This window comes from Paenibacillus sanfengchensis (assembly GCF_036864765.1).
GTDB classification, from domain to species: Bacteria; Bacillota; Bacilli; order Paenibacillales; family Paenibacillaceae; genus Fontibacillus; species Fontibacillus sanfengchensis.
Genome location: NZ_JBAGJC010000001.1, coordinates 410854 through 435203, shown reverse-complemented (window position 1 = coordinate 435203; position 24350 = coordinate 410854). Strand labels below are relative to the sequence as shown.

General features: G+C 46.7%; 39 protein-coding genes. 37 read left to right on the top strand and 2 right to left on the bottom strand.

Annotated features, from left to right (window positions below; genetic code table 11):
- Positions 1 to 211 precede the first annotated feature (211 nt).
- The 7 genes from V4U84_RS02045 (at position 212) to V4U84_RS02015 (ending at position 4155) form a co-directional block, all read left to right on the top strand.
- Positions 212 to 676 (top strand): NUDIX domain-containing protein, encoded by a 465-nt coding sequence (locus tag V4U84_RS02045; protein WP_334076651.1) that lies wholly within the window; start codon positions 212 to 214, stop codon positions 674 to 676.
- A gap of 83 nt (positions 677 to 759) precedes the next feature.
- Positions 760 to 1236, top strand: a complete 477-nt coding sequence (locus tag V4U84_RS02040) for a DinB family protein (protein ID WP_334076650.1) — start codon at positions 760 to 762, stop codon at positions 1234 to 1236.
- A gap of 10 nt (positions 1237 to 1246) precedes the next feature.
- Positions 1247 to 1669, top strand: a complete 423-nt coding sequence (locus V4U84_RS02035) for a SecDF P1 head subdomain-containing protein (RefSeq protein ID WP_334076649.1) — start codon at positions 1247 to 1249, stop codon at positions 1667 to 1669.
- Between the two features lie 89 nt (positions 1670 to 1758).
- Entirely contained in the window at positions 1759 to 2427 is a 669-nt protein-coding gene (locus tag V4U84_RS02030; RefSeq protein ID WP_334076648.1) for a hypothetical protein, read from the top strand.
- Positions 2428 to 2467: 40 nt separating this feature from the next.
- The gene (locus tag V4U84_RS02025; protein WP_334076778.1) at positions 2468 to 3331 is read left to right on the top strand and encodes an aminoglycoside phosphotransferase family protein; all 864 of its coding nucleotides are present in this window, start codon (positions 2468 to 2470) and stop codon (positions 3329 to 3331) included.
- Positions 3332 to 3381: 50 nt separating this feature from the next.
- Positions 3382 to 3702, top strand: coding sequence for a hypothetical protein (locus V4U84_RS02020; protein ID WP_334076647.1), 321 nt, complete (start codon positions 3382 to 3384; stop codon positions 3700 to 3702).
- A gap of 63 nt (positions 3703 to 3765) precedes the next feature.
- On the top strand, positions 3766 to 4155 hold the full coding sequence (locus V4U84_RS02015; protein ID WP_334076646.1) for a DUF6508 domain-containing protein: 390 nt from the start codon (positions 3766 to 3768) through the stop codon (positions 4153 to 4155).
- A 59-nt stretch (positions 4156 to 4214) separates the two neighbouring features.
- Here V4U84_RS02015 and V4U84_RS02010 read toward each other — a convergent pair whose 3' ends face one another.
- Positions 4215 to 4607 (bottom strand): hypothetical protein, encoded by a 393-nt coding sequence (locus V4U84_RS02010; protein ID WP_334076645.1) that lies wholly within the window; start codon positions 4605 to 4607, stop codon positions 4215 to 4217.
- Between the two features lie 137 nt (positions 4608 to 4744).
- Between V4U84_RS02010 and V4U84_RS02005 the strand changes: the two genes are divergently transcribed.
- From V4U84_RS02005 to V4U84_RS01885, 25 genes are all read left to right on the top strand, one after another.
- Entirely contained in the window at positions 4745 to 5308 is a 564-nt protein-coding gene (locus V4U84_RS02005) for an O-acetyl-ADP-ribose deacetylase (RefSeq protein WP_416367199.1), read from the top strand.
- A 35-nt stretch (positions 5309 to 5343) separates the two neighbouring features.
- Entirely contained in the window at positions 5344 to 5988 is a 645-nt protein-coding gene (locus V4U84_RS02000; protein WP_334076777.1) for an HAD family hydrolase, read from the top strand.
- A gap of 175 nt (positions 5989 to 6163) precedes the next feature.
- On the top strand, positions 6164 to 6760 hold the full coding sequence (locus V4U84_RS01995; RefSeq protein WP_334076643.1) for a hypothetical protein: 597 nt from the start codon (positions 6164 to 6166) through the stop codon (positions 6758 to 6760).
- Positions 6761 to 6777: 17 nt separating this feature from the next.
- Positions 6778 to 7527, top strand: a complete 750-nt coding sequence (locus V4U84_RS01990) for an HAD family hydrolase (protein ID WP_334076642.1) — start codon at positions 6778 to 6780, stop codon at positions 7525 to 7527.
- 8 nt (positions 7528 to 7535) lie between these two features.
- Complete coding sequence (locus V4U84_RS01985) at positions 7536 to 8078, top strand: GNAT family N-acetyltransferase (RefSeq protein ID WP_334076641.1); 543 nt, start codon at positions 7536 to 7538, stop codon at positions 8076 to 8078.
- A 131-nt stretch (positions 8079 to 8209) separates the two neighbouring features.
- Entirely contained in the window at positions 8210 to 8875 is a 666-nt protein-coding gene (locus tag V4U84_RS01980) for a HEAT repeat domain-containing protein (protein ID WP_334076640.1), read from the top strand.
- Positions 8876 to 8898: 23 nt separating this feature from the next.
- Entirely contained in the window at positions 8899 to 9030 is a 132-nt protein-coding gene (locus V4U84_RS01975) for a hypothetical protein (protein WP_416367198.1), read from the top strand.
- On the top strand, positions 9030 to 9551 hold the full coding sequence (locus V4U84_RS01970) for a hypothetical protein (RefSeq protein WP_334076639.1): 522 nt from the start codon (positions 9030 to 9032) through the stop codon (positions 9549 to 9551). Before V4U84_RS01975 ends, V4U84_RS01970 begins: the two co-directional genes overlap by 1 nt.
- Before the next feature lie 160 nt (positions 9552 to 9711).
- On the top strand, positions 9712 to 10209 hold the full coding sequence (locus V4U84_RS01965) for a hypothetical protein (RefSeq protein WP_334076638.1): 498 nt from the start codon (positions 9712 to 9714) through the stop codon (positions 10207 to 10209).
- A gap of 321 nt (positions 10210 to 10530) precedes the next feature.
- Positions 10531 to 11181 (top strand): class I SAM-dependent methyltransferase, encoded by a 651-nt coding sequence (locus tag V4U84_RS01960; RefSeq protein WP_334076637.1) that lies wholly within the window; start codon positions 10531 to 10533, stop codon positions 11179 to 11181.
- Positions 11168 to 11707 carry a DMP19 family protein gene (locus V4U84_RS01955; RefSeq protein ID WP_334076636.1) on the top strand — a complete coding sequence of 180 codons (540 nt, stop codon included), beginning with the start codon at positions 11168 to 11170 and terminating at the stop codon, positions 11705 to 11707. The genes V4U84_RS01960 and V4U84_RS01955 overlap by 14 nt, the downstream gene beginning before the upstream one ends.
- The gene (locus V4U84_RS01950; RefSeq protein ID WP_334076635.1) at positions 11704 to 12105 is read left to right on the top strand and encodes a hypothetical protein; all 402 of its coding nucleotides are present in this window, start codon (positions 11704 to 11706) and stop codon (positions 12103 to 12105) included. Before V4U84_RS01955 ends, V4U84_RS01950 begins: the two co-directional genes overlap by 4 nt.
- 706 nt (positions 12106 to 12811) lie before the next feature.
- A complete protein-coding gene (locus tag V4U84_RS01945) occupies positions 12812 to 13258 on the top strand; it encodes a hypothetical protein (protein WP_334076634.1) in 447 nt (148 codons plus the stop codon).
- 52 nt (positions 13259 to 13310) lie between these two features.
- Positions 13311 to 13838 carry a hypothetical protein gene (locus tag V4U84_RS01940; RefSeq protein ID WP_334076633.1) on the top strand — a complete coding sequence of 176 codons (528 nt, stop codon included), beginning with the start codon at positions 13311 to 13313 and terminating at the stop codon, positions 13836 to 13838.
- Between the two features lie 179 nt (positions 13839 to 14017).
- Positions 14018 to 14503: an NUDIX hydrolase gene (locus V4U84_RS01935; protein WP_334076632.1), complete on the top strand. Its 486-nt coding sequence runs from the start codon at positions 14018 to 14020 to the stop codon at positions 14501 to 14503.
- Positions 14504 to 14544: 41 nt separating this feature from the next.
- Entirely contained in the window at positions 14545 to 14910 is a 366-nt protein-coding gene (locus tag V4U84_RS01930; RefSeq protein ID WP_334076631.1) for a DUF4180 domain-containing protein, read from the top strand.
- A gap of 15 nt (positions 14911 to 14925) precedes the next feature.
- On the top strand, positions 14926 to 15228 hold the full coding sequence (locus V4U84_RS01925; RefSeq protein WP_334076630.1) for a DUF5316 domain-containing protein: 303 nt from the start codon (positions 14926 to 14928) through the stop codon (positions 15226 to 15228).
- A 57-nt stretch (positions 15229 to 15285) separates the two neighbouring features.
- On the top strand, positions 15286 to 16080 hold the full coding sequence (locus tag V4U84_RS01920) for a hypothetical protein (RefSeq protein WP_334076629.1): 795 nt from the start codon (positions 15286 to 15288) through the stop codon (positions 16078 to 16080).
- Between the two features lie 31 nt (positions 16081 to 16111).
- Positions 16112 to 16270 (top strand): hypothetical protein, encoded by a 159-nt coding sequence (locus tag V4U84_RS01915; RefSeq protein ID WP_334076628.1) that lies wholly within the window; start codon positions 16112 to 16114, stop codon positions 16268 to 16270.
- Between the two features lie 49 nt (positions 16271 to 16319).
- Positions 16320 to 16586 (top strand): hypothetical protein, encoded by a 267-nt coding sequence (locus V4U84_RS01910; RefSeq protein WP_334076627.1) that lies wholly within the window; start codon positions 16320 to 16322, stop codon positions 16584 to 16586.
- Positions 16587 to 16697: 111 nt separating this feature from the next.
- The gene (locus V4U84_RS01905; RefSeq protein WP_334076626.1) at positions 16698 to 17168 is read left to right on the top strand and encodes a hypothetical protein; all 471 of its coding nucleotides are present in this window, start codon (positions 16698 to 16700) and stop codon (positions 17166 to 17168) included.
- Between the two features lie 25 nt (positions 17169 to 17193).
- On the top strand, positions 17194 to 17601 hold the full coding sequence (locus V4U84_RS01900; RefSeq protein ID WP_334076625.1) for a hypothetical protein: 408 nt from the start codon (positions 17194 to 17196) through the stop codon (positions 17599 to 17601).
- Positions 17602 to 18209: 608 nt separating this feature from the next.
- On the top strand, positions 18210 to 18947 hold the full coding sequence (locus tag V4U84_RS01895; RefSeq protein ID WP_334076624.1) for a hypothetical protein: 738 nt from the start codon (positions 18210 to 18212) through the stop codon (positions 18945 to 18947).
- Between the two features lie 183 nt (positions 18948 to 19130).
- Entirely contained in the window at positions 19131 to 19715 is a 585-nt protein-coding gene (locus tag V4U84_RS01890; protein ID WP_416367197.1) for an MFS transporter, read from the top strand.
- Entirely contained in the window at positions 19712 to 20830 is a 1119-nt protein-coding gene (locus V4U84_RS01885) for a saccharopine dehydrogenase family protein (RefSeq protein WP_334076623.1), read from the top strand. Before V4U84_RS01890 ends, V4U84_RS01885 begins: the two co-directional genes overlap by 4 nt.
- Here V4U84_RS01885 and V4U84_RS01880 read toward each other — a convergent pair.
- On the bottom strand, positions 20817 to 21278 hold the full coding sequence (locus tag V4U84_RS01880; protein WP_334076622.1) for a MarR family winged helix-turn-helix transcriptional regulator: 462 nt from the start codon (positions 21276 to 21278) through the stop codon (positions 20817 to 20819). The two genes, V4U84_RS01885 and V4U84_RS01880, sit on opposite strands and share 14 nt — an antisense overlap.
- Positions 21279 to 21420: 142 nt before the next feature.
- Between V4U84_RS01880 and V4U84_RS01875 the strand changes: the two genes are divergently transcribed.
- From V4U84_RS01875 to V4U84_RS01855, 5 genes are all read left to right on the top strand, one after another.
- A complete protein-coding gene (locus V4U84_RS01875) occupies positions 21421 to 21690 on the top strand; it encodes a tetratricopeptide repeat protein (RefSeq protein WP_334076621.1) in 270 nt (89 codons plus the stop codon).
- 17 nt (positions 21691 to 21707) lie between these two features.
- Positions 21708 to 22130, top strand: a complete 423-nt coding sequence (locus V4U84_RS01870) for a hypothetical protein (RefSeq protein ID WP_334076620.1) — start codon at positions 21708 to 21710, stop codon at positions 22128 to 22130.
- Between the two features lie 35 nt (positions 22131 to 22165).
- A complete protein-coding gene (locus V4U84_RS01865; protein ID WP_334076619.1) occupies positions 22166 to 22627 on the top strand; it encodes a GNAT family N-acetyltransferase in 462 nt (153 codons plus the stop codon).
- An 8-nt stretch (positions 22628 to 22635) separates the two neighbouring features.
- Positions 22636 to 23274 carry an HAD family hydrolase gene (locus V4U84_RS01860; protein WP_334073082.1) on the top strand — a complete coding sequence of 213 codons (639 nt, stop codon included), beginning with the start codon at positions 22636 to 22638 and terminating at the stop codon, positions 23272 to 23274.
- Positions 23275 to 23782: 508 nt separating this feature from the next.
- Positions 23783 to 24328, top strand: a complete 546-nt coding sequence (locus V4U84_RS01855; RefSeq protein ID WP_334076618.1) for a GNAT family N-acetyltransferase — start codon at positions 23783 to 23785, stop codon at positions 24326 to 24328.
- Positions 24329 to 24350: the final 22 nt, after the last annotated feature.

Sequence of the window (24350 nt, the reverse complement as noted above, 5' to 3'; positions counted from 1 at the left end):
ATCCGATATAGTTTTAAAGCTGCCAAAATGACTTTGTAGTCGCTAGGGCTACCCTAACGAGGGAGTTTGCCTGTATAATCATGGAAGAAAATCATCCAGTGACCCAGCCTGTTTTTGATTTAGGGCTGTTTTTTTGCGCGAGTAAGGGGTTGCGGTGTCGGCCGAAATAGCAAGTAATTTCCGATATAGCAGAATGAGAGGGGATTTTCGGATGGAAAATCAAGACCAGCCACAGAAATACCACGTATTGGCTCGAGGCCTCATACTGGCGGGTAACCATCTCTTGGTTGCTCATTGTAAAGGGATGGATAATACCTTTTTACCGGGTGGCCATGTGGAGTTTCATGAAAGCATTCGAACCTCACTGAAAAGGGAGATCTACGAAGAGCTTGGCTTGGAGAGTGAGCTTGGAGCATATATCGGGGCAGTAGAAGCGGCCTATGAAGACAAGGGAGTGTATCACCAGGAAATCGGCCATGTTTTTGTTGCCCGTTTGGAAAACGCAGACCCCACAAATAATCCGGTATCCCAAGAAAGCCATTTGGAATTTTATTGGATTCCTATAGATGAGATGGGTATACATAATCTGCTACCCTTACCGGTAAGAAATATGATTGAGAAGTACATCCAGGGAGGTACGGGTCCATTTTTTGAAAGTACGTTCGGGGTTGGATGAACTCGACAAAACTAACACCCTCCCCAATGCGTTTAGATGTTAAGGCCATCTGATGATTACAAAGGGAAAAGGAGCGATCGACAATGTCAATGTCCGTGGAGATGAAAGATTTAATCAAATCTTTTGAAGAATGGATTACTTTCGTAGGCACGTTAAAGGATCTGGATGGGGGAACTTGGGCTTCCAGCCTGGAACCCGGAAAATGGGCGATAAAAGATATCATCAGTCACATGATGTTGTGGGATAAGTATTTTTACGAAGAAGCCATCAACAAAATTGCAACGAACACCGAACTTACGCTCAAACATTTGAACTATGATGACTTTAACCGGGAAGCGATGGTTTACAGTAAAACGATAACGACAGACGAGTTGATGGAGAAGGCCATATATTATCGTAAAAAGATCATAGAAACGATCGAAGCGCTGCCGGAAGAGGCGGTGGAACAAAATTATACGGATGGGGACGGTAATGTCTTTCATATCCCGCAATACTTGAGGGATTTTATTTGGCATGATCAGCACCATATGAACCCCTTAAAGGACTACCTTAGAAAGTGAGAGTAAGCCTATGAAATTGAATATTTTGTTATATTTTTTGTTGGCCCTTTTATTTTCGAATGCTTCCCCTTTTGATATGAACGTACCCGAAGAAACACAGTCAAACCCGGACAAAGTAGAAGTGACCTTTCAAGACAAAGAAGGAACTGTAATGGCTACAGGAGCTGATCTTAAAGCGGACTCCATAAAAGTTGAACTAGGTCAAGAATATAATCAATATTTTGTCGTTGGGCAATTTAAAGACTCGAAAAAGCTGGAAGAAATAACCCGACAGTTGTACGGTGAAGAATTGTCGATTTATTGTAATGGGGAGTTGATCGCAGCTCCAACGATACAGGCGGTTTTAGTTTCTGGGGAATTTAGCATTTCGGGAAGTTTCACTTTAAGTGAAGCCAAAGAGTTGAAGGAGTTGATCAAAAGAAGCGCTGAATGATGGATAAAGTCACTAAAGGAGAAAATGAACGGAATTTGTCGGATTAACAGAGAGCTGTAAAATTACTCGGGAAAGAAGTCGTGATTCGGATGAAATACAAATTCATTTGCGGATGGGTTTTGCTGATCTTGTTGGTTGCATGCAATGCCAATCAAAACAACGCAAATAAGGATGAGCCTATAGAACTCTCAAAAATAGATCTGCAAAATTATGAGGGATCATGGACAGACAAGGATTTTAATCAATTCACATGCAGTGATTGTTTAAATAGCGCGGAGATAGATGTGAGTCAAAATAATGGAGATCTAGGGAGTATCAGTATATTCCTATATAATCCGTACAGACTAACGGATTCAACGAGTGATTTTCAGTTGGAGGGGAATAAAGCTAGTTTTATATTTGATGATTCCGTCGGAAAAGGTAGGGGAATCCTTACTTTTTTAAAAGATGAAATACATATTCGATTAGACTTGGAGCAAGCAAGTGATGAAATGAGTGAAATATATCATAAAGAAAGAATATTGGTTAGGGATCCATATAAGGGCTTAAAACGATTCGATCCCCTTGAACTTCTTAGGAATTATTTGCATTTGAAGGATGTAAATAATCTAGAGATTAATAGCGGTGCGGAATGGAATGAAGAATTAGACGCCGGCCCTGAAGTCGAGGTGGTGAATAGAAAAGATGAATCCGGTAATGTCGTACAGATGTATAGAGTAAATACGTTGAATCAAAAAATTGAAGAATTAGAGCTATGAGTAATTTTAAGTTCATTTTTGTGAAAGGCGGGAGAACACCATTACTCAAATTTCCGATATCCAATGGGTCGAAGCTGACCAGGCGGCGATTACCCATCTAACAAGTCGCCGCGAGCTGTTTTCTCTAAAGCCGGGACTTGAAGCTGAAGTCGTCAAGGTAGAAACCGAACATGGCGCATATGTTCTTAAGATATGGAACAAGGATTCGAAACCGAATGTCGGAAAGCAATATTACTTTCTATCCGAACTGTATAACAAGGGGGTCCGTGTTTCCAAACCGTACGGTTGGGGAACGGATGTGAATCAAAATCCCGTATTGCTGACCAGTTACGACGGGGTGCCCATTTCCAAGTTGGACAAAAGTAAATTGAAAAGAATGGTACATATGCTGGTCCAAGTCCATAACTATCATGTAAACGGGGATATGACGTCTATTCCGAAGCACGATTTTGTGGCTTACTTTTTTCCTCGGCTGGAGCAACATCATGATCTGAAAAATACTATGGTTAGGCTGTTGGACCGGATAGAACTTCGGCAGGATCGTTTCATCCACGGCGATTATAATTTAGGCAATATTTTGGAGCATCAGGACAAGTTAACGATCATCGATTGGACGAATGGTCAGTTGGGCGACATCAGATATGACATAGCTTGGTCTGTTTTTTTAATACGGGTTTACGTCGGTGAACGATACGGCCGGATTTATGCCTCTGAATTCAGGGCATCCATCCCTGATTTTTCCTTGGAGGATGCTGAAATTTTTGAAGCTGTAGCGTGTTTGCGCTGGATTTTGCTAAGCCGGATGTCAGATTTGTCTCAAGGGTCGGCCATCCTAAAACGCGTGAATAAAATCATTCAGAGCAATCCATGGTTAGATGAGGAGCTAATCTTGATAGGAAAGTAGAGGCAGCTATGAGCCACGGATCCACGATTGAAAAGGAGGAGATTATACCGGTGTCTGTCGCGGCCATGATCATCGAGCCTAAGGACAGGGATTTCTATGTCCCCGTAGCTTCTGAGGCTTTCTTTTGTAAGTGCTGGATTCCAGCGTCTATTGAACTCAAATTGCAATACATCCCTCTTTTCCAATCCGGGGTGGATATCCAAAAAGAGGATCTCCCCCTTTTATTTCAGGAGCTTTCGCAACTCATGAAATGGTCTAAACAAAATTTAAGTAAGGAAGATGGCTTACATCTTTGTTCCCGAGTAGAATTATTAAAGACCAAGCTGACGGAAGCCTTCTCCGAAGAAGGGGTTATAGTATTTATAGGATAAGACTGATACGGCGTTTACGTCCGGCGCAAAATGTTAATTCGTCTCGAAACGAGGTAGTGGCAGATGTCGCAACAAAAAGAGCTTACGAAACAAGAGATCGAGAGTTTAATCAGTTTCCTTGATTACTTTCAGAATACCGACAATACGTTTTACGAAGTGGTCAACGGATATTATAGGGAAAGCCCGGAAGTGAGACGGTTTCGGGAAGAGTTGGATCGCACCGGCTTTCTGATCGTTTTTAACTGGCACGAATGGTTGGCTGAACACAAGGTTTTCACGGATTTGGCCAAACCGATCGAAGAACCCGTCAGGAGTGCGGATCTGGACACGCTGAGAAAATTAATGACCAGCTATATCCGCGGAGACCGGTACAACGAAGGCTTGTTTATTCAGGCCATTTTGAACGGACATATCACCTGTATTTTGTTACGACTCAAAGCGTTAAAGGATTAAGTGTAACCCCCGTCTCGGAAAGGCTTTCTTGGGAGCGGGGTTCTTTCTGCTTCATATGGCTAATCTTTCGTTTGGGAGAAAATAGTGCCGCACTGCGGGCATGTTACCTCGTAACGGGCACCTAACGGCAAATTGCCGATGTGGGCGACCGTCTCAACTTGGCATTCTGGACATTGGACCACAGCGTAATGGTGGTTGCGTGGTGGATGATTCCCGTGATTTTTATAGGCGCTGCAGAAGCATTTTCGATTAACGATAGTGTAGATGGTCTTTTTGTCGGTGATCCACTCGTCTTTCCACTGCTCATAGTTGTCGAATTCCTTTTTTGTAATTCGGTAATACTCGGGGACATCCGCGATCCCTGTCTTGATTTCAAATACATATGTATTCTCCAGAATCCCGACGCTTTGATAGCGGCCTTCCTTAAGCAACTTATAATTTCTATAATCCATTCTTATCCTTTTCTCCCCATGGTAAATTAAGGTACTATGATTATAACAAATTTCATTTGGAAAAGTTGAGAAACGCGCCAAAATGGGGGGACGACAGGGGAGTTTCTATGTCCGCAAGAGGAAAGGAAGAATCATTCGTGCAAGTTACCATCAAGAATACCATAGTCGAATTAATTCAAGGTGATATCACGAAATGCGAAGTGGATGCGATCGTCAACGCGGCAAATACAAGTTTGCTGGGCGGGGGCGGAGTGGATGGTGCTATCCATCGCGCTGGAGGAAAGGCGATTCTGGAGGAGTGTTTGATAATCCGCAATCAGAAGGGCGGCTGTGCCGTAGGCGAGGCCGTGGTAACAACCGGAGGGAACTTGAAATGCCGTTATGTCATTCATACGGTGGGGCCGGTTTGGAACGGCGGAGCCAAACTGGAAGAAGAGAAATTAAAAAGTTGCTATAGAAGCTCATTAAAGCTGGCTGATTCCAAGAACGTCGAAAGCATGGCCTTCCCCAATATAAGTACGGGAATATACGGATACCCGAAAGAACGGGCCTGTATTGCAGCTATTGATGAAGTGGCTGCCTATTTGGTAAATAGCGGGACCAACATAAAGAGGATTATTTTCGTATGCTTTGATGAAATCAACTACGAACTATATAAACAAGAATTGAAAAAGACCGCGAGTAATTTGAAGGAAGGTTGAACCCTCTGAAACCGTTCGAAGTAATAAGTCTCGATATGTTTCAAACCTTAGTCAACGTAAATTCTAGAAGAGAATATGTTTGGAGGCCGATCCTAAATGGGTTCTTTACATCTGACCTGGCTGAACAATGCGGAGAACGGTTACTGGAGCTTTTTTGGGATCATTCCAACGATCTAAGGGCGACGAAACAATTTCATCTCACCCAAGACATTTATAAACGGTGTTTTGAAAGTTTGTTTAAGGAAAAGGGCATGACTTACGATCCGCTAGAGGCTACCAGGATCTTGATCAACGAACACACCCATTCGGAATTGTACGAAGATACAGTGGGGTTTTTAGAAGGAATTGTAAATAAATATAAGGTTTGTATCGTTAGTGATACGGATGAAGCGATGCTGCCCAAGTTTTACTTGGACTATAGGCTGCGCATATTCACTTCCGAGCAGTATCAATCCTATAAAAATGATGACCACAATGCGATGTTTAAACAATTGCTTCTTACCTATCGTGTAAACCCCAGTCAAGTGATCCATATTGGAGATTCCATATCCGATGTTGTGGGAGCCAAGCGGGAGGGTATCGTGAGCTGTTGGTTGAATCGGGAGAGGAGATCCTGGGGGCACGAAGTGAAGCCTGATTTGGTCATTCATTCACTTGGAGACCTGGATACATTGTTGTAACGGGTGCAATTCGTAAAAAAAGATATAGAAGCAGATAGGGAGCAGTCATGTGAAAAAGGCTATGATACAGATCTTATACGGGACGGTTTTACTTTCTAGTTTACTGTCTGGGTGCGGGGAAAGTTCGAACCTTCAACAGAAAAATCAAATTTCGAAGGCGTCTTCTCAGCCGGAGGTGTCTAAACCCAATGACGAAATAGCCCATAAAGTCGATTTGGCTTCGTTGATTCCCCCAGGCTGGCACATCCTTTTAGTGGAAGATAAGCCCGCTAAAGCCGAAGGCGATTTAAACAAGGACGGCATCATGGATGTCGCGGCCGTGATTGAAGGTACCTCAAGTGAGGATTCCGCACCTCCGCGTTCCCTTTTGATTGCTTTTGGGGACGAAGAGCGGGGGTATCGCTTATCCATTATTGCGGATAAAGTTCTATTGAAAGCCGATGAGGGCGGCGTGTGGGGCGATCCTTTTGAAAGTTTGGAAATCAACCGGGGATCGGTCGTGATCAGCGACTACGGTGGAAGCAACTGGCGCTGGTACCATAAATACAGATTCAGGTATCAGGATAACGATTGGTATTTGATCGGGGCGACGACAGGCAGCTATTTTAATGGGACGCCGATGGAAAGCGTGGAAGAAGACGACTATAATTTGCTGACCGGCGACTATATTCAGAAAAGAACGAATGACCAAGGACGCACCGTAACGAAAAAAGGGAACAGAGGCGTTAAAGCTTTGGTTACACTTAGGAAATTTAATATCGAGGACATGTGACTGAGGGGTTGCCGTGTATGGAAAAGTTAAAATTTAAGGGGAAAAATATTAAAGCAATCTTATTCGATTCGGGCAGGGTGTTAAATGAACCTGTTACAGGACAGTGGTTTATGCCTCCAAATTTCTTTGCGTTCGTGGACCCGGAGAAGTTCAGAGCCATTGACGATATAGCTTTGCATAGGGCGTATCAAACCGCACAAACTTATTTGTCTCAGCAATATTGGATTACTACGGAGGAAGAAGAGTACGCGCATTTCGCGGAATTCTACCGGTTATTTGCCGATGCGTTGCCCGAACTGGGGTTAACCCCTGATTCGATCGCTTCCATTACACACGATTTAGTATATAACTACAAAAAATACAGGTTCTACAGCGATGTTATCGAGGGATTACCTGAACTGAGCAAAACGTATCGACTGGCTGTTGTCTCCGATGCCTGGCCGTCATTGGAAAGTGTGTTTAAACATGCGGGGCTACGGGATTATTTTTCGTCATTTGTCATATCTTCCGTCATCGGTGTGAGCAAGCCCCATGAACGAATGTACCTGACAGCTCTGGAAGAATTGGAACTGTCGCCGGAAGAGGCCGTGTTTGTGGATGATAACGTGCGGAATTGCGACGGCGCCGCAAGGCTGGGGATTGCCGGAATTGTTTTGTGCAGAGACCTTGAGCAGTACCGCCAAACTGTAAGCTTAAACATGGAATATCCTGTCGTACGGGATATGAACGAAGTTCTTGAAATCTTGAAGTTAGGGACTGGAGGGTAACCATCCTTATGATACTTTATGGAAACCGTGTTAATCTTTCGAAAGTTACCGTGGATGATCTTGATTTTATTAGCGACCTGGAATGCAACAAGAAGATATGGGTTTATGAGGAGTCCGTGGAATCGGATCGCGAAGCCGTAAGAGAGAATTATCTGGAAAAGATGGACTCGGAGTCCTATTATGACTTTCTTGTCACATCGGAAATAGAAGGGAAGACCGAGCCGATTGGCTTGGCGCAAATTTGGAGTTACGTCGATCATCGAAACAGTTGGGAACTCGGCTTTGCCGTCCTTCCTCCCTACCAGGGGCAGGGGTACGGAGCGGAAGCGACGAAACTTTTACTGGATTTTGCGTTCGAGCAATTGGAAGCCCATAAAGTTGTCGGCATGTGCCATTGTCTTAACCTCAACTCCGTTAAACTTATGGAGCGCGCAGGGATGAGGAGGGAAGGGATTTTCCAGGAAGAATTGCTTCTGGATGGACAATGGCATGATCAATATTTTTATTCCATCCTGGATAAAGAATACAGAAAGATATACAGTGGGGCTTAACTAAAGTCAACGAGGAGTTGGAGAACATGTTTTTCAAAGACGGCATTAAATCTCTAAACATAGAATTGCCTGATGAGACATTGGAGTCATTGAACAGACACTCCCGTCTCCAGGAAGAGGCGGATTTTTTCTTGCGAATGTTGAGTCATGAAGAGATCGTGGAGATGCTTGAATTTATGTCCGACCTGGACGGGTTTCAAGACTTGCTTCCCCTCTGGACCGATGACAATTCCAACTATGTCTGCATGTATTATCGAGGCCCGCTAAGTTACCGAGTATGTTACATGAATCATGAAGAGACCGATCTTTCCCCGGGTTTTAGAAATGTCGCTACATTTATTGCCGCCTTGGAGTCGAATCCGCAGAGCGAATGGGATGAATTGGAACGAGATTATCCGAATGCGCATCCCGAAAATAGCGAGTGGATCGCCGCGGATCTTGAAAGTATCGAGCAGACCCATCACATTTTGCAAAACTCCGATTTGGAAGACGAAGTGAGATGCCAGTATATATACAGTGTCATGGCGCTAACCCCCTATGACCATTTGGATTCTCTAGTGCAGTTTTTGGATGAAGACGATATGTTTGTTCAAGAACGGGCCTGCGATATTTTGGGGTATCACCAATATGCACCGGCCAGGGAAAGTTGCGGGAGATCGCGGAGCATGGACTGCCTAATGCCCGCTCAGCCGCTAAGCGTGCGCTTGCTCGGATGGGTTGATTTTCAATCCTATGAACTCGACGATGGCAAAATAACTTGGATTGGGATGCTGTGGATGCCGGAGAGTTCGCGGTAAGCAAGGAGGAATTTGCGGCTTCCATGTCCCTTCTGCATATCGACATTCGGACGGACGAGATTTATTTCGAGTATGATGATGGTGAGATGTTTGGCGGGCACCGGATACACGCGCACTTTGATTTTGACTACAATTTCATCAAGGCGGATGTATAATGGGAAATTACATTGGATTGCCGGATGACCCGGCCTATGACATTGAAACATTACATATGTCGAACGGATTGACCTCCGTTTTGTTGGAAGTCGTTGTTCTAAGCGGGTCCATTCTGGCCGAAACCAATAGGGAGAAAGAGTTGATTATTTGGCTGGCGCAAAGAGATCAGGCTGCCGTCGGGATCGGGACGGTGGGTTTCGACATTGATGAGATGCCGTGGACGTTGGACTCTTTTGAAGCGGAAAAATCCTTTATGCTCCGTACGATTGAGGCCGCCAAAGAGGGATTGGGATGGGAACGGCTCGATTATGAGCCCAATAAAGATATAGTCCTGAATTGCTTACGGCAATTTGGATTCATGATCCAGGCTTTTGAGAAAAGAAGCGTGAATCTGGAGAATTACCTGGAATGGTCGGAGATTGAAGAAGGGGACCCGTGTCCCACGATTCCTTACGGTTATCCGAAGTGCGAGAAACATGGAGTTTACCTCTCCTTGTTCGGCTGCATTATTTGCAATTAATTTCGATGGCGCAGGACGGGGGCATTCTCATGGGCATGGATTTTACGGCGTTCATCGCACATCGTTTGGATGTGTCCAAAATATATGATTTTAGCGAGGAACTTACTACAGATGCGTTGTCGCTTCCAAACATCCTCGACGATTTTGGGGATTACAAAATATGAAGATAGAGCACGATACGATCACGGTTCAGATTGAGGCGGAAGTCAGGAAAGAGTTCAGGAATGTAGCCAAACATAAAAGAGAGTTATTGCCTGTGCTGAATTACAGAATCGACCTTTACGTAAATGGTCACAAATTCGATGAGGACGAAGTATTTGTAGTGGACGTGTTTTTTCAATCGCTGTTGGCGCCGGGCAAATACCCGATGTTTACCTGTACTTGCGGCATATTCGGGTGCGGCGGTTATTACGTGGATGTTTATCATGAGGACCATTCGGTGATCTGGATAACGGAACAAACGCCGTTTATGGATAAATCCGTTCCCGGTCAGCGGCGATTTGTTTTCCCATTTCACGAAATGAGCGCATTTGCTCAGGCTTTAGTATATAAACTGGAAGAAGTCAGAGAAATATGCCTTTCACATGGGTTAGATTTTCAATATGATAGAGAACAATATACTGCGGTCATTCAAAGTTATAAAAGCAAGAGGGGCTAAAGAATGAATTCCCAAGAAAAAAAGGAGCTGGCGTTTCGGATCTACCCCTGCCCCATGGAACGAGCTACGGGTATACCGATTTGCTCCAACCAGAAATGGTTGAAATCCTGTTCGATTACTGTCAGATCATGGAGGCTGTCATTTACAAAGAAGGATGGGAAATGTTATTGAGTTACCACGGCCTTGATACCTTATATGAACTGAATAAAAAGAGCGGATGGTTTGATTGCGGCAGCACGGACGAGTTTTTACAATGCATAGAAGCTAACACCCGGGATACAGCTAATAGAGGGCGGCTTTCTTAGTAAGGAGGAACGGACGTTGGGAGACTACTGGGAGCAAAGATTCAGCAGTGAAGGAATGATTTGGGGCGAATCCCCCAGCAGGACGGCTTATCACGCACTTGAGATCTTTAAGGAGCATCATGTGCAATCTGTACTCGTCCCCGGTTCGGGTTATGGAAGGAATACCAAGGCGTTTTCGTCCATGTTTGATGTTGAAGGGATCGAAATATCCGCCGAGGCCCTTGCGATAGCTGAAAAGTGGGACCCGGACAGTCGATTTATTCGAGGTTCTTGCCTGGATCCCATTTTGCAGAATAAAACATACGATGCGGTCTATTGCTTTGACGTATTGCATTTATTTTTAGCGAAGGAACGAAAGCAATTGATTGGGAATTGCCTGCATCATCTTAACCCATCCGGCCTTGTGTACTTTACTTGTTTTTCGGATCAAGACAAGAATTATGGAATAGGCCCGAAGGTCGAAGAGGGAACGTTCGAATACATAGAGGGGAAATATGCTCATTTTTTTAGTGAGAAGGATTTGCTGCACCATTTCAGTCAACTTCAAATTTTAGAAATAGGATCCTGTATGGAGATTTTGACTTACAAGGATAACAGCACGAAGGAATATAATTTGAGATACATCATTGGCCAGAAAATACAGAAGGTGAGCCATGAGGAACATTAGGGATATCGTCATGGAACTACTGCCCGCTTCCACGGATCTCGAGTCATTTTCACCCCAAACATGGATCGAACATCTCGCCCTCGAAATTTATAAGCCAGCGTACGGCCGATTGAGGGAGCAGGAAATCTTGTTGGGGCTGCCTGCGATCATTCAGGATATCATCGTACTTTTCGATTTGGATACCGAGCTGGCGATAAACGGGATCTTAGGTTATTTGGGGAATTCATCCGGCAGATATTTAAATGAAACGATAGAAGTATTGCGAAAAATCGGCGCTTTGGAAGATAGTATGATCTTAAAGCAAATTCGGAAGGTTCTTTTCAGCGAAATCCGTGGTCTGGAAGATATGGATGACGAAGCCGCGGAACAAATACAACGACTCGCGGATGGCCTATACCTGTACAGTGCCGATCGGGATGTTTTTCGGGATCTTGTGGAGTACCTGGAAATGAACAGACATACACTCCTTATGGATTTGAATGCATGGATTGGAGAGGAGCCAAAGGATTCGGGGGCTGTGGAATGAAGCAAAAGATAAGAAACATCATGGTGCGTGATAAAGAATACGTATATGTGCTGACCTCCAAGTATTCCAACGGAAAGAGCTTGGTCAGACTAACTGTTTCTTGGAAAGAATGTAAGCGATTTGCCTGCACCTTCAAATTTTCCACATGGGATCATCCCTTGGCAGGTAGTCCGCTTCTAACTGGGGTGGACCTTAGAAACAAAAAGACGAACAACACGGAGCGTTTTAATTTGCACCACCCTAAACGGATTGAGGAGTTTATTATATACGCCTTGGATCAGGGGTGGAACGGAGAAACAAGTATCGAGTATCCCAATGGGCTGGATATTTTGAATCAGATGGGATTTGATACTGAATTCCTGTTAATTGGATGGGCCAATATTGAAGCCGACGTTTAATAGCGAACTATGGGAGCTGATCGAACGTTTAAATACAAGAGAACTGCTCCCCGAGAGAGGGTTAAGACGCAAATCGATGCACTATCCATTATGTTAATCATACCATCGCACTGCTGCTCAGCGGTTCCTATGATGAAGCAGCATTATTTATTCTAAAGGTCAGTGCCTCATCAGACATCGTAGTAAGAGAAAATGAGGATACGTCGCTGCTTCAACTATGATTTGGAGTGAGGTGCTCGATAAGTACGCAGTCTCACGCCCATAGACATCCAAATCGTTTTTAGCCCATGGCGTTCAAGGTGCCTAGCGCACTTTCCAATACTTCTTCCAACTCCAAAAAGATGCAAATCTGCAGGTATTTAGGCTGATTTCCGAGGGGATGCGAAAAAAGATGCAAATCTGCAGGCATTTCTAGCGATTTTAGAGAAACGAGCCGGATTCGTCGAAAATTCCTGCAGAATTGCACGGATTTTGAAATTTTTGTTCCAAACAAGAAAAAAACATGCAGATATGCACGAATTCTATGTTATCAAGATTGTCCGATGGGGCACTAGGAAGGAAATAAAAGCGAGGAATTTTGAACAAACCGAATACATCCTCATGTGTCAAACCTATCTCGCTCTGCTGCAAGAGCATTTGGAGAAGCATGAGTTGCTAAGCCCAATAGGTGAGGAATGGCTAAATACGGAATAGGAGGCCTTTGTAAATGATCGGTCCCGTTTTTCTAAGAGCTGCATTAATTCAGGAATTTATAGATCACCTCATCAAGTTTCCCTATGCATCGGTAATTCGCCGTGGAATAAGTGACCTGGATGCCGTCCCCAAGACGTTCACGCAGGAAGAAGCTGAGGCCGTCGTTCACGATTTTGCCAAGCAGCGCTTTCCGATCATATGTCGGGCCGGAAGCAAGAGTTCCATCCCTTTTTTTGATTTTCATGTTGCTCTGGAGCATGCTGGGAATGAGAGTGAAGTAAGGATCGTTGAAATGTTGGTATGCGAACCGGTTCGCGAAAATGCCGCTAAAGGCATGATGATGGCTTACTACACCCTAGTGAATGACAAAACGGGAATTGAGAAGCTATGGGTTCCTTTTATACCCGAAGGTTTAGATGAGGGATTGAATATTGAGCCGATGGGTGAGGTCAAAAAATAGTCGGGGGCATATATAGCCATCACCTAATCTATCGCAATAGGAGAAAAAAACGATGAATCTCAAAGATATTATTTACGACTATTTCCAAACTAATAATCCTAACTCACTTGTGGAAAACACAGATTTCCATGACATCTCAATGATCGAGCAGGTGCTGGGATTTAAACTTCACCCTGATTTGCAGGCGTATTTCGGTAGCTATTTTTTCGATGAAATTGAAGGAATCCTGGCTTCGTCCAAGGTCCCGGCCACGGAGAAATGGGGACATTGGTTTGAATTCAATCATGAGTTCAAACTTCCCGTCACGCTACACGGACCGGAAAGAGGCAAAGATTTGAAAGAACAGATCTTGCGCGCCTATCAAGTTTGGACCGGCGGATATGACTTCGGCCAGCGGTTTTGGGTCGGGGAAATCTTTGCGAATATCGGTCAAATTCTGCTGGTCTTTAATAATGAAACGGGAGCCGTGGAATGGATCGATACGGATTACGGGAGTTTCGGCAATCTGGAACAGGATCCCAACGGCATTTTTACGCCTACGTTAGCCGATTTGATCGTTGCCTTAACCGGCAATAATTGACCCACTTTCGACCCGGCCCGCACCCGAAACAACAAGACAAGGGCCGGGTCGTGCCATATTCCCTGATTGACATCAACGGAGGTGAAAACGACATGTTTGGATGAGTTAAGCGATTAAATCTATCACGACGTTGAAAAAATAAATTGGCAATAGCCATTTAAGCGAAGTTGGTGCGGGCGATGATAAAAAGATTGATGAGACGGCTCCCCAGTGACTTACTGGTGCGTTTATACAGAGCCATGCCCTTTAAAGGACTAAAAAACTGGATCGTCTACAAAGCCCAGGATAAGTTCCTGGTTGCGGTCCTGGGGATTATCACGAATGAGTCGGGCCAGGTTCTGTTGCTTCACCATGTTTACCGGGAGGAACCTTGGGGCATCCCCGGGGGCTGGATGGAGCTGGAAGCGCCGGAGAGGGGGCTCAAGCGTGAAATCGAGGAAGAAACCGGGCTTTCCGTAGAGATTACGGGGATTTACCGTGCGGTCTATCAACAAGATCCCGACCGTGTGGAACTGATTTTTCGCGGAAAAGTACGGGGCTGGACGTTCAGACCCTGTGCGGAGATCTCGGACATCCTTTTTTGCAAGGTCGGCTCGTGGCCGGCGGGGTTACCGGATTCCCAAAAAGCTTTGATTCAAGAGGTCCTTGAAAAGACCTCGGTATGACGTTTTTTTTTTCTAAATGATACGTAAATGGAGGATTTAAGATGAATATCACGACGGTTCAAAAAAACGGGGCTGATATAGCCCTAATTCACAGCAGCGAGGAACTGATTACGGATGTTCAATCGGCTTTGGACCTCATAGCGACCGTCCACTATGAAACCGGGTGCCATCGGATCGTACTCCATAAATCGGCGATTACGGAGACTTTCTTTGATTTGAAAACGAAACTGGCCGGGGAGATTTTGCAAAAGTTTATTACCTATCAAACGAAAATTGCCATCGTGGGCGACTTTTCCGCTTACTCCAGCAAGAGTCTTCGCGATTTTATCTACGAGTGCAACCACGGTAAAGACATCTTTTTCCTGGCCAGCGAGCAAGAGGCGGTAGAAAAATTGAGCCATCTCTAAGGGGGAGGGGAAAACGTGAGAAACGTGAGAATCACTTTGCTTCTCGCAACTACCTTTGGCTTCCTTATCGCACTGGGATTCGGGATTTTTGAATCATGGAGTATGTCTTTAAAAGTGACAGGTGGAATCGGTATTGGTTCTTGGCTGGTGGCTGGGATATTTACCGGGTCTTACATCAGCGGAGACCGTTCCAGAGCCAATGAAAGCATTGAGACTCCCGAAGACAGGGCGTTCAGAAACAAGGCGGCGAAGGTGTTGTTTCTGTTTGGGATTCCGTTTCTCATCGTTGCGCTTGTTACGTACTTAGTGACCGGATAACCTGGAGGGAATAAACGATTAGGTGCGAAGATATGGGGTAAGGGGAGCGGGCTAAACATGGGATTGGATGCTTTTGTGAACTGCAACTGTCTCAAAGAGGGCAAGGTAAAGCCGGCCCCCTTTGATTTAAGTCTGTTGGAGTGGACGGATGACGGGATTGAAATGCCGGACACGGTGGACGACGAGATCTATTATCTTTTTCATGAATGGAAGGAACATGCTTGCTCTCATGAGGATATGCAAATTTACTCCGACCGAGTCGGGAATACGTCCGGAATGAACGTCTATTATGGCGTGCTGGAGCGGTTGGGGGAAGAGCGGTTTCCGCTTTTGCGCCGCATATGGGGCTCTCCCTTCACCTCCGAGGAATCGCATAAGGCTCTCTCCGAGCTCGAGCAGCTCGAGCGCAGGATGGGGGAGGCGGATGGCATTTTCCTGCTGGAATCGGGATCCATGGAAGAATATCAGATGACGCTCGTTGGCGAGGACAGATGGTTTTACTCAGCGGGTAACGAAATCACTTACCGGCTTGACGAGCGGGGATTTTGCGTGCAGGACCGGGAGGAACGGGTGTTGTTTCAGTCTAATGCGTTTACCCAGGAAATCATTGACACTAACCGAAGCGGCTGGCAGCGATTCAACGCGCGGTTCTGCGATACGGAATCCGGAAGCACCTGCGAAACAACGTCTCCGATCTCCAAGAAAATCTGGGGGGTCGAGGAACTGTATTATCCCGCTTCTTTTCAGGTTCTGACCCGATCGCTGACAAGTTCGGATGTGCGGGCAATTCGAGTATTGAGAAAGCTGTTTGAAGCCTCGATTCAGACCGGAAATCCGGTGATTTGGGTCTAAACTACAGTGAATAGGGGAGAACGACCGGGTCATGACTAAGGATCTAGCATTACTGGAAAAGCTGGAACAATTCGCCGAAGCGGATACAGGCGGCAGAGGTGCGATAAAAGCGGAATTGATCGAAGAGATTTGCGGCTCAGGCGCGGCATCAAATGCTGCCGAATGGATCTCCGATTCCGGGGAGCGATAAAACCTGCCACATTTGGCTTTGGCATCTTGTCACAAGCCGTGTGGCGAAGATGAAGAAAAAGATAGACGAGGAAACAAGACTAAGGGCGGTGGGGTGCCTCCTGGATACAGCCTCTCGCTATCCCGAAACGCAGAGCCTGATTCTCGAATGTATGGAAAATTGGGGGATTCCCGAACCCAAAAAGCCGCGGGGCGATTTTCAAATCGATCTGAAAGAACTTTATGAGCGCTGCAAAAACCACCCCGGCACCACGTGTTTACCGGAGGGACATGTGATTACGAAAAAGGGGATCATGACGTTTAGCCGCCGAACTTAAGCATCCGAAAAAGTGAAGCGTTTTAAAGCGGGCAGGGATGAAAATCGGGTACACCCGAGCGACCTGAACAAAGCTGTAATGCTGTTAACAAGCGGAGAGGAGAAAAGATCGATGAATCTAGAAACAACCCGAGTAAGGCTGGAAGATTTAAGTCAAATCGATTATGAAATACATATCGGCAAGTCGGCGGCCGTGGAATACCGTGAAGTGATGATTCTGAAATTTATCGGCAGCTACGGGTTCGGTTCGGGCGGTAATAGTGACGCCAACTATATGCGGGCCATGGGGGAAGCGGCGTTGGAGGCTTGGGATCCGGACGCGCTTATCCTGGATTTGAGTCATCTTGAGTATGAGTGGGGAGATATGTTGGATTATGTCTTTGATCTGGGGGTGGATAAGTATGCCAACCGCCCTTTCCCCAAAGCCATGGTCGTCAGCGAAAGATGCGAGGAAGGCATAAGAACTTTGCTGCTGGGGCTGTATAGTCCCAAAGGCATCGAAGAAACGGGCTGGGTGTTCCGCAATCTGGAAGACGCCTGGAATCACGTGGAAATGAAGCTGGTGGAGTACAAATCGAAATAAAGAGGGTACCGAGGAGATAAGAAAAATGGGGAAAATGCTGGAATACGGCTTTTTGTGCGAGGCTAAAGATGAGAAGAAGCTGATCAACGCGCTCTTGGGATTTCTGGAGCCTTTAAACCGGACGTTCTCCAAGACGAAAAATAAAGGGATGCTGGAAGCCAGACTTCCTTATGTCTATCGGCATTTCTACTGGAATTTGAACAAAGAGATGCAGGTTTACGTCGAGATTTATCCGAACCAGGATGCGGATGGGAAAATTAAGTTTTCCCATCCGGACGTAGGCTGGGTGCTGTTCGTAAACTTAAAGGAGGTTTCGGGCCCCTATCACGTCCCTTTGGACAAGCAGGAGGCCTATTTACAGGACTTCTTGCAAGCATCGGGATTTGAGTTTGTCGAGTTAAAAGAGTACCGTGACGACGAAGAGCGGATATAACCAGAGCATACAATAAGCTGAGATAAACAGGCCGGGGTGGGGGCGGATTTCCCGCCTCGGCCGTTCCGTTCATAAGCTCCCGGACGGCGGTGACAACCAGGCTAATGGGATAGCTAAGTATGATAGAATGAGCATACTCTTTCGTGTAGCAGACCGTTTTGACCTCCAGATGGCCGTCGCGAACCAGGTATTCTCTTGGAAACTGCTCCATCGCGCGCAGCCTGACCCCCGGTGCAAACCTTAGGTGCACCCCCATGCCTTGGGGATGTTTTTCCTCGTCTTCCTCCGGCTCTGCGTTCCTCGCCGTAAACTTTTCTTCGGTCACCTGCAACCCGGAGATTCTGGAGACCCGGAACATCCGGTTGGCCTGCCGCAGCAGGCAGTATCCCTGCCTGTAGCGGACTTTCACCGCCAAGTTATCGCCCATGCCGGGCGCACATGAAAAAAGACGCTCCTCACAATTCCGGCAACGCCCTTTAACGTTATGATTCGTAAGTTACTAATTTTTAAGAAATAAACTACATATTTTCAACTTTTTGTGGGTTATCTATCATGTATAATGATCTCTGTAAAATTTACTAACATTTAGAAAGGAAGCGTTTGTAATTTTGAAGAAGCCTGGATTCGTTCTAAACTCCGTAGTTGCAGTAAGTACATTAAGTATTTTATTTTCTGGATGTGGTACTGGGAGTTCAGAAAAACCTATTGTCAAACAAGAAACTTCGTCGACGGAAACGAATAAGAGTAATGAATTGGAAACTCAAGATCCCAATTCGGTTTATACTAATATAATTAAGATTGATACCACTCAAGAAAATCCGACAGTTCGTGCACGGATAGACACGGATAGTGGTGAGCTTTATGTTGTTTCTAAAGGAAAAGAAGCGATTGGCCATATCACTATACCAAGTGTTCTGGGTAGGGAAGGCGATTTTTCTTATCAAGGTAATTACTCCGTGAATTACAAGCATAATGAGGAAATAAAAGAAATAAAAGAATTTAAGAAGCTTGTTTTTATTCAACCTTCTGAGCAACCCATTTCCTTCGAGAAAATCAGCTTTAAAGAAATGGACGTTTTCTTGCTCACTCCTGAATACACAGCTTCAAGAGGATATAATTCTTATGCTTTTGGCATTGATAAAAAAAGTGGAGAAGGATTTGCAATCACTTTTAAAAAGGCTGAAAATGTTCAAGAAACTATTAACTATGAAAAAGGTAGTATTCCTGTTAATACAAACGAAATGCTGGCCGTAACCACGAGAAATACCGAAGGACAGACAGAGAGTGATACATTAACTACAAAATATAGCTTTGACAAAAACAGTAAACAATTCGTTGCAGAATAGAATAGTGAGATGCACACCCTATGGTAGTGCATCTCTTTCATTTTAAGAACCAAGCCCCTTGCTCCCAGTACAGCTGGAGCGGGCTCAACCGTTTTTATAGATGATTGACAAGAGTATAGTTTAGTAACTATACTTAATTTAAAGTTTAGCATCTAAACTAAACTATGAATTGAGGTGGACTCCTTGCATAAGAAAATGACTCCAGCCCATCCGACGGCCATGAATCATCCCGGCCTGATGATGACTGCAATCTGCATGGGGGCGTTTATTTCGCATTTCACGGCAGGGGTGGTGAACGTCTCGCTCCCTGTCCTGGTCGGTGTTTTTCATTCCAGCCTGGGAACCGTCCAGTGGGTGACCACTGGCTACCTGCTCACGATCGCGTGTTTGCTGCCGATCATGGGCAGGCTGGGGGACCGGTACGATCTCCGCCTTATCCATAATTGCGGCTATTTGGTGTTTACCGTCACTTCCATACTGGTAGCCTTCTCCGCAAATCTACCCGTGCTGCTGATGTTAAGAGTGTTTCAGGCTGTAGGCGCCGCCATGTTTCAAGCGACCAATATCGCCCTGTCGCGCAACACCGGGATGGCCACAGGAGCGGCGATCGGGCTTGGGGTGTTGAAGCTGACACCCCGCACCGCTCCGCTTCCGGCGCTTGGCGGGTTTCGACTGGCGTTCGCAACCGGTTTTTTGATCAGTATCGGCGTATTGATTCTTTTGAGTCATGGAGTTATTAAACAGCGTACAAAGGAGGCTTCCTCATGAGGGAAAATATCATCGTGATCGGCGGATACGGACATGTGGGGCAGAAGATATGCCGGCAGCTCGGAGAGCTGTACCCGGGCAAGGTGTTTGCGGCCGGAAGAAGCATGGAGCGGGCGGAGAAGTTCTGCGGCTCTACAGCCGGAAAGGTCAGGCCAATGCAGTTGGATATCGGTAAGGAGGTCGAACCGGCACTATTGGAGAAGACGAAGCTGATCGTGATGTGTCTGGATCAAACGGAACTGGATTTTGTCCGCCTATGTATGGAGCAGGGCATTCATTATGTCGATATTTCCGCGGATGACCGGTTTCTCTCCAGGGTTGAAAGCTTAGGCGGCCTGGCAAGCGCCCGGCAAACGACCGCCGTTTTAAGTACAGGGCTTGCCCCCGGACTGACCAATTTACTGGCGAAGTATGCCCATGCCCGGTTGGATGAGACAGATGCTATAGAGATTAGCGTCATGTTGGGGCTCGGGGATGAACACGGCAAGGCGGCCATGGAGTGGATGCTCGACCATCTCGGCACCCGTTTTGAGGTGCTGCACGAGGGCAAGCGAATGCAAGTGGCAAGCTTTAGCGACGGAAAAGTCGTGGACTTCGGCACGGGGGTGGGACGCAAAAAAGCGTACCGGTTTAATTTTTCGGATCAGCATGCCATTCCGCGGACATTGGGAATCCCTTCGGTATTAACCCGACTTTGCTTTGATGCGGCCTGGGGAACTCGATTGCTAAGATGGATACGGGCGTCGGGATTGTATCACGGTTTACGTACTGCACTGGTTCGCAGCGCGGTTATCAAGCTCATTAGCGGAATGCGACTTCCGTTTGGGGCGGAGATTTATGCGGTAAAAATCGAGGCTTATGGCAAGCAGGGGGGCGAGAAAGCCATTCTGGAATGCTCGATCCACGGGGATCGGGAAGCCGAAATCACCGGTAAAGTAGCCGCCGCAGTAGCTGCCGCGCTCTATGTATCCCGATTCCCGCATGGCGTGTTCCATATTGAGCAGCTCTTTGAGCTTGAAGACGTGCTGCCGTCCATTCGGGAGTCCGTCACCATGGAGGCCAGACTGAACGGCAAACCCGTTCCCTGGGCGCCCGCTCCGATTAATCCTTCATAAATTCAATCAGCTTTTGGATGCTGGTTTCGAAAATAAGCATTTCTTCTTCGCTTAATTGCTCACTGAGCTCCCGATAGAAGCTTTGATGCATCCGCTCGTGAGCCCGGTAGGCATTTCGTCCGGATTCCGTCAGCGAAAGCAGCACGGCCCTGGAATCCTGCGGATGGGGGGAACGCCGGACAAGCTGCTTGGACACCAGACGGCCGATCAACTGGGTTACGGCCCCTTTCGTCACGCCGAGCCGGGAAGCAAGCTCGCTCATTAGTATCCCGTCACCGCAGCCAATGGCGTCGATCGTATGGATTTCGCTCGGTGTCAACGGTCCCGCATCGCCATAATGGCGGGGCTGGCGATCCATTTTTTGCAATTGCATAAACAGGCGTCCCAAGAGTTGGCTTCCCGTGATGACTTCTTTGCCGGTAGAACGGGATCCTTGTTTTTCGTCCATGTTTGTAACTTCCTTTCGCTTCTTCTCACATGGCTGATGTTTCTCCCATAGTTTAGTGTTTAAACTAATTAGTTGTCAATGAAGCGCTATTCTCCCGGTTGGCAGAAGCTGGTACAATACTCGTATCAGGAGGGGAGGGATTATGAGAAATTTAGATTCGGCCATCCGTTTAAGAGAATCGGGGAAGCTGGAAGAGGCCCGGACAATGCTGCTAGAATTGGTGGAAACGGAGCCGGAGAATCCGTCCGTTTGGTATCAATGCGCCTGGGTTCACGATTCCTTGGGTTTGGAGAAGGAAGCCGTTCCCTTTTATAAAAAAGCCTTGGCCAGAGGACTTGCTGTGGAGGAGAAACAAGGAGCTTATCTCGAAAGCTATTATGCCGATAAGTTAGACCAGCGATGGGACGGATAAGGGAGGACAGTTCATCCATGACAAGAAAATTAGAAGAAGACATTAGATTCACGGCGGAGAGCCTTGCCCGTAACTTTGCGGATCGCGGGAATTTTGATTTTAGTATTGAAAGTCTGCAGTCGCTCGATGAATTGCTGGAAGAGGCTGGCGACTTCGATCTGGAAGAAGAACAACTGGACTCCATCTCCTCTATGGCGGGTTGTTATGTGTTTGAGGTGGCCCGAAGAAATTTTGGCGGCGTCTACGTTTGGAGCCCAGATCGGCAGCAGCCTGTTTTGATTACGGGGGAACCGGACTTTTCGGTCTCGCTATTCGCTTTCGATAAAGTAAGGGGGCGAATTCGAAACGGGACGGAGGACAATATCCCCTTTTATTTTTCGGGCTACATTCAGGCAGTAGAAAAAGGGAGAGGCACGGGGTACTGTGCAACGATAATATAATTGAAAAGACGGTATTTGGGAGGATTGGATCCGGAATGGAACTTGAAATTAGAAAAATCACACAGGCAGACGAATTTCCCTATGATTTGCTGCTTCTGGCGGACCCCTCGCAGGGGATTGTGGAAGAGTACGTAAATCGGGGGATCTGTTATGCGGCTTATCTGAATGATGGAATCATCGGTGAGTACGTCTTGATCAAAACCCGTCCCGAAACGGTTGAAATCGTCAATGTCGCCGTGCGTGAAGATTATCAGGGCAGAGGCATCGGAAAGAAGCTGGTCCTGCACGCGATTGAAACGGCCAAAAAGGACAATATGAAGACCGTGGAGATCGGCACCGGCAACTCGGGGGTCCAGCAGCTGGCGTTATATCAAAAATGCGGGTTTCGTATCGTAGGCGTGGATCCGGACTTTTTTGTCCGACATTATGATGAGGAAATCTTTGAAAACGGAATTCAGTGCAGGGATATGGTCCGCTTAAGATTGGAGCTTCCGTAGGGTGGCCGATGGTTAAGGGCGTTATTTTTGATATGGACAATACGCTGCTGCGGTCCCGGATTGATTTCGAGGCGATGAAACAAGACGTATATCAATTTTTAGTGTCACACGGCATATTACCGGATGGCTTTGATTTAAACCGGCACACGGCCTCCACCTTGATTGAAGCGGCCGTAAAGACAAACCGGATGAATGAGTCTTTGATGAAGGACCTGTGGGATGTTCCCAAAAAACACGAGCTTATTGGCATGAAGGATGCGGAGCTTGAGCCCGGCGTAAAAGAACTGCTCAATGAGTGGCAGGGCCTGTATCATTTGGTCGTCGTCACGAACAATTCCCTCGAGGCGGCGGAGGCAGCCCTTCGGGACCATGACGTTTTGCGCTTTTTTGATCAGGTCGTCGGCAGGGAACAAGTTCGGCTGCTCAAACCGGCCCCCGACGCTTTTTTACACGTGCTGCGCCACTATGGCGGTTTGTCCCCCGGGGCGTGGATTTCGGTGGGCGACTCCTGGATAGACGGCAAAGCTTCCGCGCTTGCGGGCATCCCGTTTATCGCCTATTGCGGGGACGAAGCTAAAATGAAGGAGATGGAGGTCTTTCCCCGCGCGTTCATCCGGGATCTCCGGGACTTGAACGGTTATCTATGAGGAAAGGAGGGACTCCCGTGAGCTGGTTGGGTTTGCTGTTCGGGGCCGGAATAGCGGCGCTTGAAAAACAAATGGTATCTCCTCACCCCTGAAGAGGAGGAACGTAGACCTTATTTTGTTTTCAGCCGATGACCCGGGATTTGGCCGTCGAGATTTCCGGCTGGACCTATGCGGAACCTTACTCGCTCTACAGCATGGACGGAAGTGAAGCTTGCAGCCGATTCGTATAGAAGTGTGCCGGAGGGATCCCTCATTTGCAAAAGATGCAATAGTGCAGGAATTTCCGCTAAATGAGGAGAATTAAGGTAAAAAGATGCAATGCTGCAGGAATTTTCTTCGCTTCTAAGAAATTAGGGCTTCTCGTATAAAAAAGCTTGCAGATTTGCAGGAATTTCAAAATAAGTGGTTCATTGCGCCAAAAATACCTGCAGATTTGCAGGTTTTTCTTCCGTTCTTTCCTTGGATATGTGCGGAACATAAATATTTCTTCATAGGAGGCCGTACCGGCATGTTTGAAGTTAGAATCGATGAAGAGGTGCATGTAAAACAGTTGGATCAACGGATGGCCAAGCCACTGTTTACCCTAATTGACGGACAAAGGCCGTATTTGCGGGAATGGCTCCCCTGGGTGGACGCCACCAAGACCTGGGAAGATTCCCTCGCCTATATCGAATCGGCCGAACAGCAGGCGGCTGCGGGAAACGGATTTCATGCCGGTATCTTCTACAAGGGCGAGATCGCTGGCTGTATCGGCTTTCATGGCATCGAAAGAAGCAACCGAAAGACCTCCATCGGTTACTGGCTCGGCCGCGATTTCCAAGGAAAAGGGATTATGACCCGCTCCTGCCGGGCGGTAACGAGCTATGCGTTTCAGTCGTTGGACATGAACCGGGTGGAGATCCGGGCCGGCGAAGGCAACCGCCGCAGCCGGGCGATTCCGGAACGGCTCGGTTTTGTGCTGGAAGGCAAGATCCGGCAATCGGAGTGGCTGTATGATCATTTTATCGATCATATGGTGTACGGCATGTTGGCCGAAGATTGGAAGGAGAACTAGGTCCCGCTTGGGAGGAGGATGT

Excerpts from the sequence above, each read along its gene's own strand:
- V4U84_RS02045 (WP_334076651.1), top strand. The coding sequence starts at position 212 with ATGGAAAATCAAGACCAGCCACAGAAATACCACGTATTGGCTCGAGGC.
- V4U84_RS02040 (WP_334076650.1), top strand. The coding sequence starts at position 760 with ATGTCAATGTCCGTGGAGATGAAAGATTTAATCAAATCTTTTGAAGAA.
- V4U84_RS02035 (WP_334076649.1), top strand. The coding sequence starts at position 1,247 with ATGAAATTGAATATTTTGTTATATTTTTTGTTGGCCCTTTTATTTTCG.
- V4U84_RS02030 (WP_334076648.1), top strand. The coding sequence starts at position 1,759 with ATGAAATACAAATTCATTTGCGGATGGGTTTTGCTGATCTTGTTGGTT.
- V4U84_RS02015 (WP_334076646.1), top strand. The coding sequence starts at position 3,766 with ATGTCGCAACAAAAAGAGCTTACGAAACAAGAGATCGAGAGTTTAATC.
- V4U84_RS02010 (WP_334076645.1), bottom strand. The coding sequence starts at position 4,607 with ATGGATTATAGAAATTATAAGTTGCTTAAGGAAGGCCGCTATCAAAGC.
- V4U84_RS02000 (WP_334076777.1), top strand. The coding sequence starts at position 5,344 with ATGTTTCAAACCTTAGTCAACGTAAATTCTAGAAGAGAATATGTTTGG.
- V4U84_RS01990 (WP_334076642.1), top strand. The coding sequence starts at position 6,778 with ATGGAAAAGTTAAAATTTAAGGGGAAAAATATTAAAGCAATCTTATTC.
- V4U84_RS01985 (WP_334076641.1), top strand. The coding sequence starts at position 7,536 with ATGATACTTTATGGAAACCGTGTTAATCTTTCGAAAGTTACCGTGGAT.
- V4U84_RS01975 (WP_416367198.1), top strand. The coding sequence starts at position 8,899 with ATGTCCCTTCTGCATATCGACATTCGGACGGACGAGATTTATTTCGAG.
- V4U84_RS01970 (WP_334076639.1), top strand. The coding sequence starts at position 9,030 with ATGGGAAATTACATTGGATTGCCGGATGACCCGGCCTATGACATTGAA.
- V4U84_RS01965 (WP_334076638.1), top strand. The coding sequence starts at position 9,712 with ATGAAGATAGAGCACGATACGATCACGGTTCAGATTGAGGCGGAAGTC.
- V4U84_RS01955 (WP_334076636.1), top strand. The coding sequence starts at position 11,168 with ATGAGGAACATTAGGGATATCGTCATGGAACTACTGCCCGCTTCCACG.
- V4U84_RS01950 (WP_334076635.1), top strand. The coding sequence starts at position 11,704 with ATGAAGCAAAAGATAAGAAACATCATGGTGCGTGATAAAGAATACGTA.
- V4U84_RS01945 (WP_334076634.1), top strand. The coding sequence starts at position 12,812 with ATGATCGGTCCCGTTTTTCTAAGAGCTGCATTAATTCAGGAATTTATA.
- V4U84_RS01940 (WP_334076633.1), top strand. The coding sequence starts at position 13,311 with ATGAATCTCAAAGATATTATTTACGACTATTTCCAAACTAATAATCCT.
- V4U84_RS01935 (WP_334076632.1), top strand. The coding sequence starts at position 14,018 with ATGATAAAAAGATTGATGAGACGGCTCCCCAGTGACTTACTGGTGCGT.
- V4U84_RS01930 (WP_334076631.1), top strand. The coding sequence starts at position 14,545 with ATGAATATCACGACGGTTCAAAAAAACGGGGCTGATATAGCCCTAATT.
- V4U84_RS01920 (WP_334076629.1), top strand. The coding sequence starts at position 15,286 with ATGGGATTGGATGCTTTTGTGAACTGCAACTGTCTCAAAGAGGGCAAG.
- V4U84_RS01915 (WP_334076628.1), top strand. The coding sequence starts at position 16,112 with ATGACTAAGGATCTAGCATTACTGGAAAAGCTGGAACAATTCGCCGAA.
- V4U84_RS01910 (WP_334076627.1), top strand. The coding sequence starts at position 16,320 with ATGAAGAAAAAGATAGACGAGGAAACAAGACTAAGGGCGGTGGGGTGC.
- V4U84_RS01905 (WP_334076626.1), top strand. The coding sequence starts at position 16,698 with ATGAATCTAGAAACAACCCGAGTAAGGCTGGAAGATTTAAGTCAAATC.
- V4U84_RS01900 (WP_334076625.1), top strand. The coding sequence starts at position 17,194 with ATGGGGAAAATGCTGGAATACGGCTTTTTGTGCGAGGCTAAAGATGAG.
- V4U84_RS01885 (WP_334076623.1), top strand. The coding sequence starts at position 19,712 with ATGAGGGAAAATATCATCGTGATCGGCGGATACGGACATGTGGGGCAG.
- V4U84_RS01880 (WP_334076622.1), bottom strand. The coding sequence starts at position 21,278 with ATGGACGAAAAACAAGGATCCCGTTCTACCGGCAAAGAAGTCATCACG.
- V4U84_RS01875 (WP_334076621.1), top strand. The coding sequence starts at position 21,421 with ATGAGAAATTTAGATTCGGCCATCCGTTTAAGAGAATCGGGGAAGCTG.
- V4U84_RS01870 (WP_334076620.1), top strand. The coding sequence starts at position 21,708 with ATGACAAGAAAATTAGAAGAAGACATTAGATTCACGGCGGAGAGCCTT.
- V4U84_RS01865 (WP_334076619.1), top strand. The coding sequence starts at position 22,166 with ATGGAACTTGAAATTAGAAAAATCACACAGGCAGACGAATTTCCCTAT.
- V4U84_RS01860 (WP_334073082.1), top strand. The coding sequence starts at position 22,636 with ATGGTTAAGGGCGTTATTTTTGATATGGACAATACGCTGCTGCGGTCC.
- V4U84_RS01855 (WP_334076618.1), top strand. The coding sequence starts at position 23,783 with ATGTTTGAAGTTAGAATCGATGAAGAGGTGCATGTAAAACAGTTGGAT.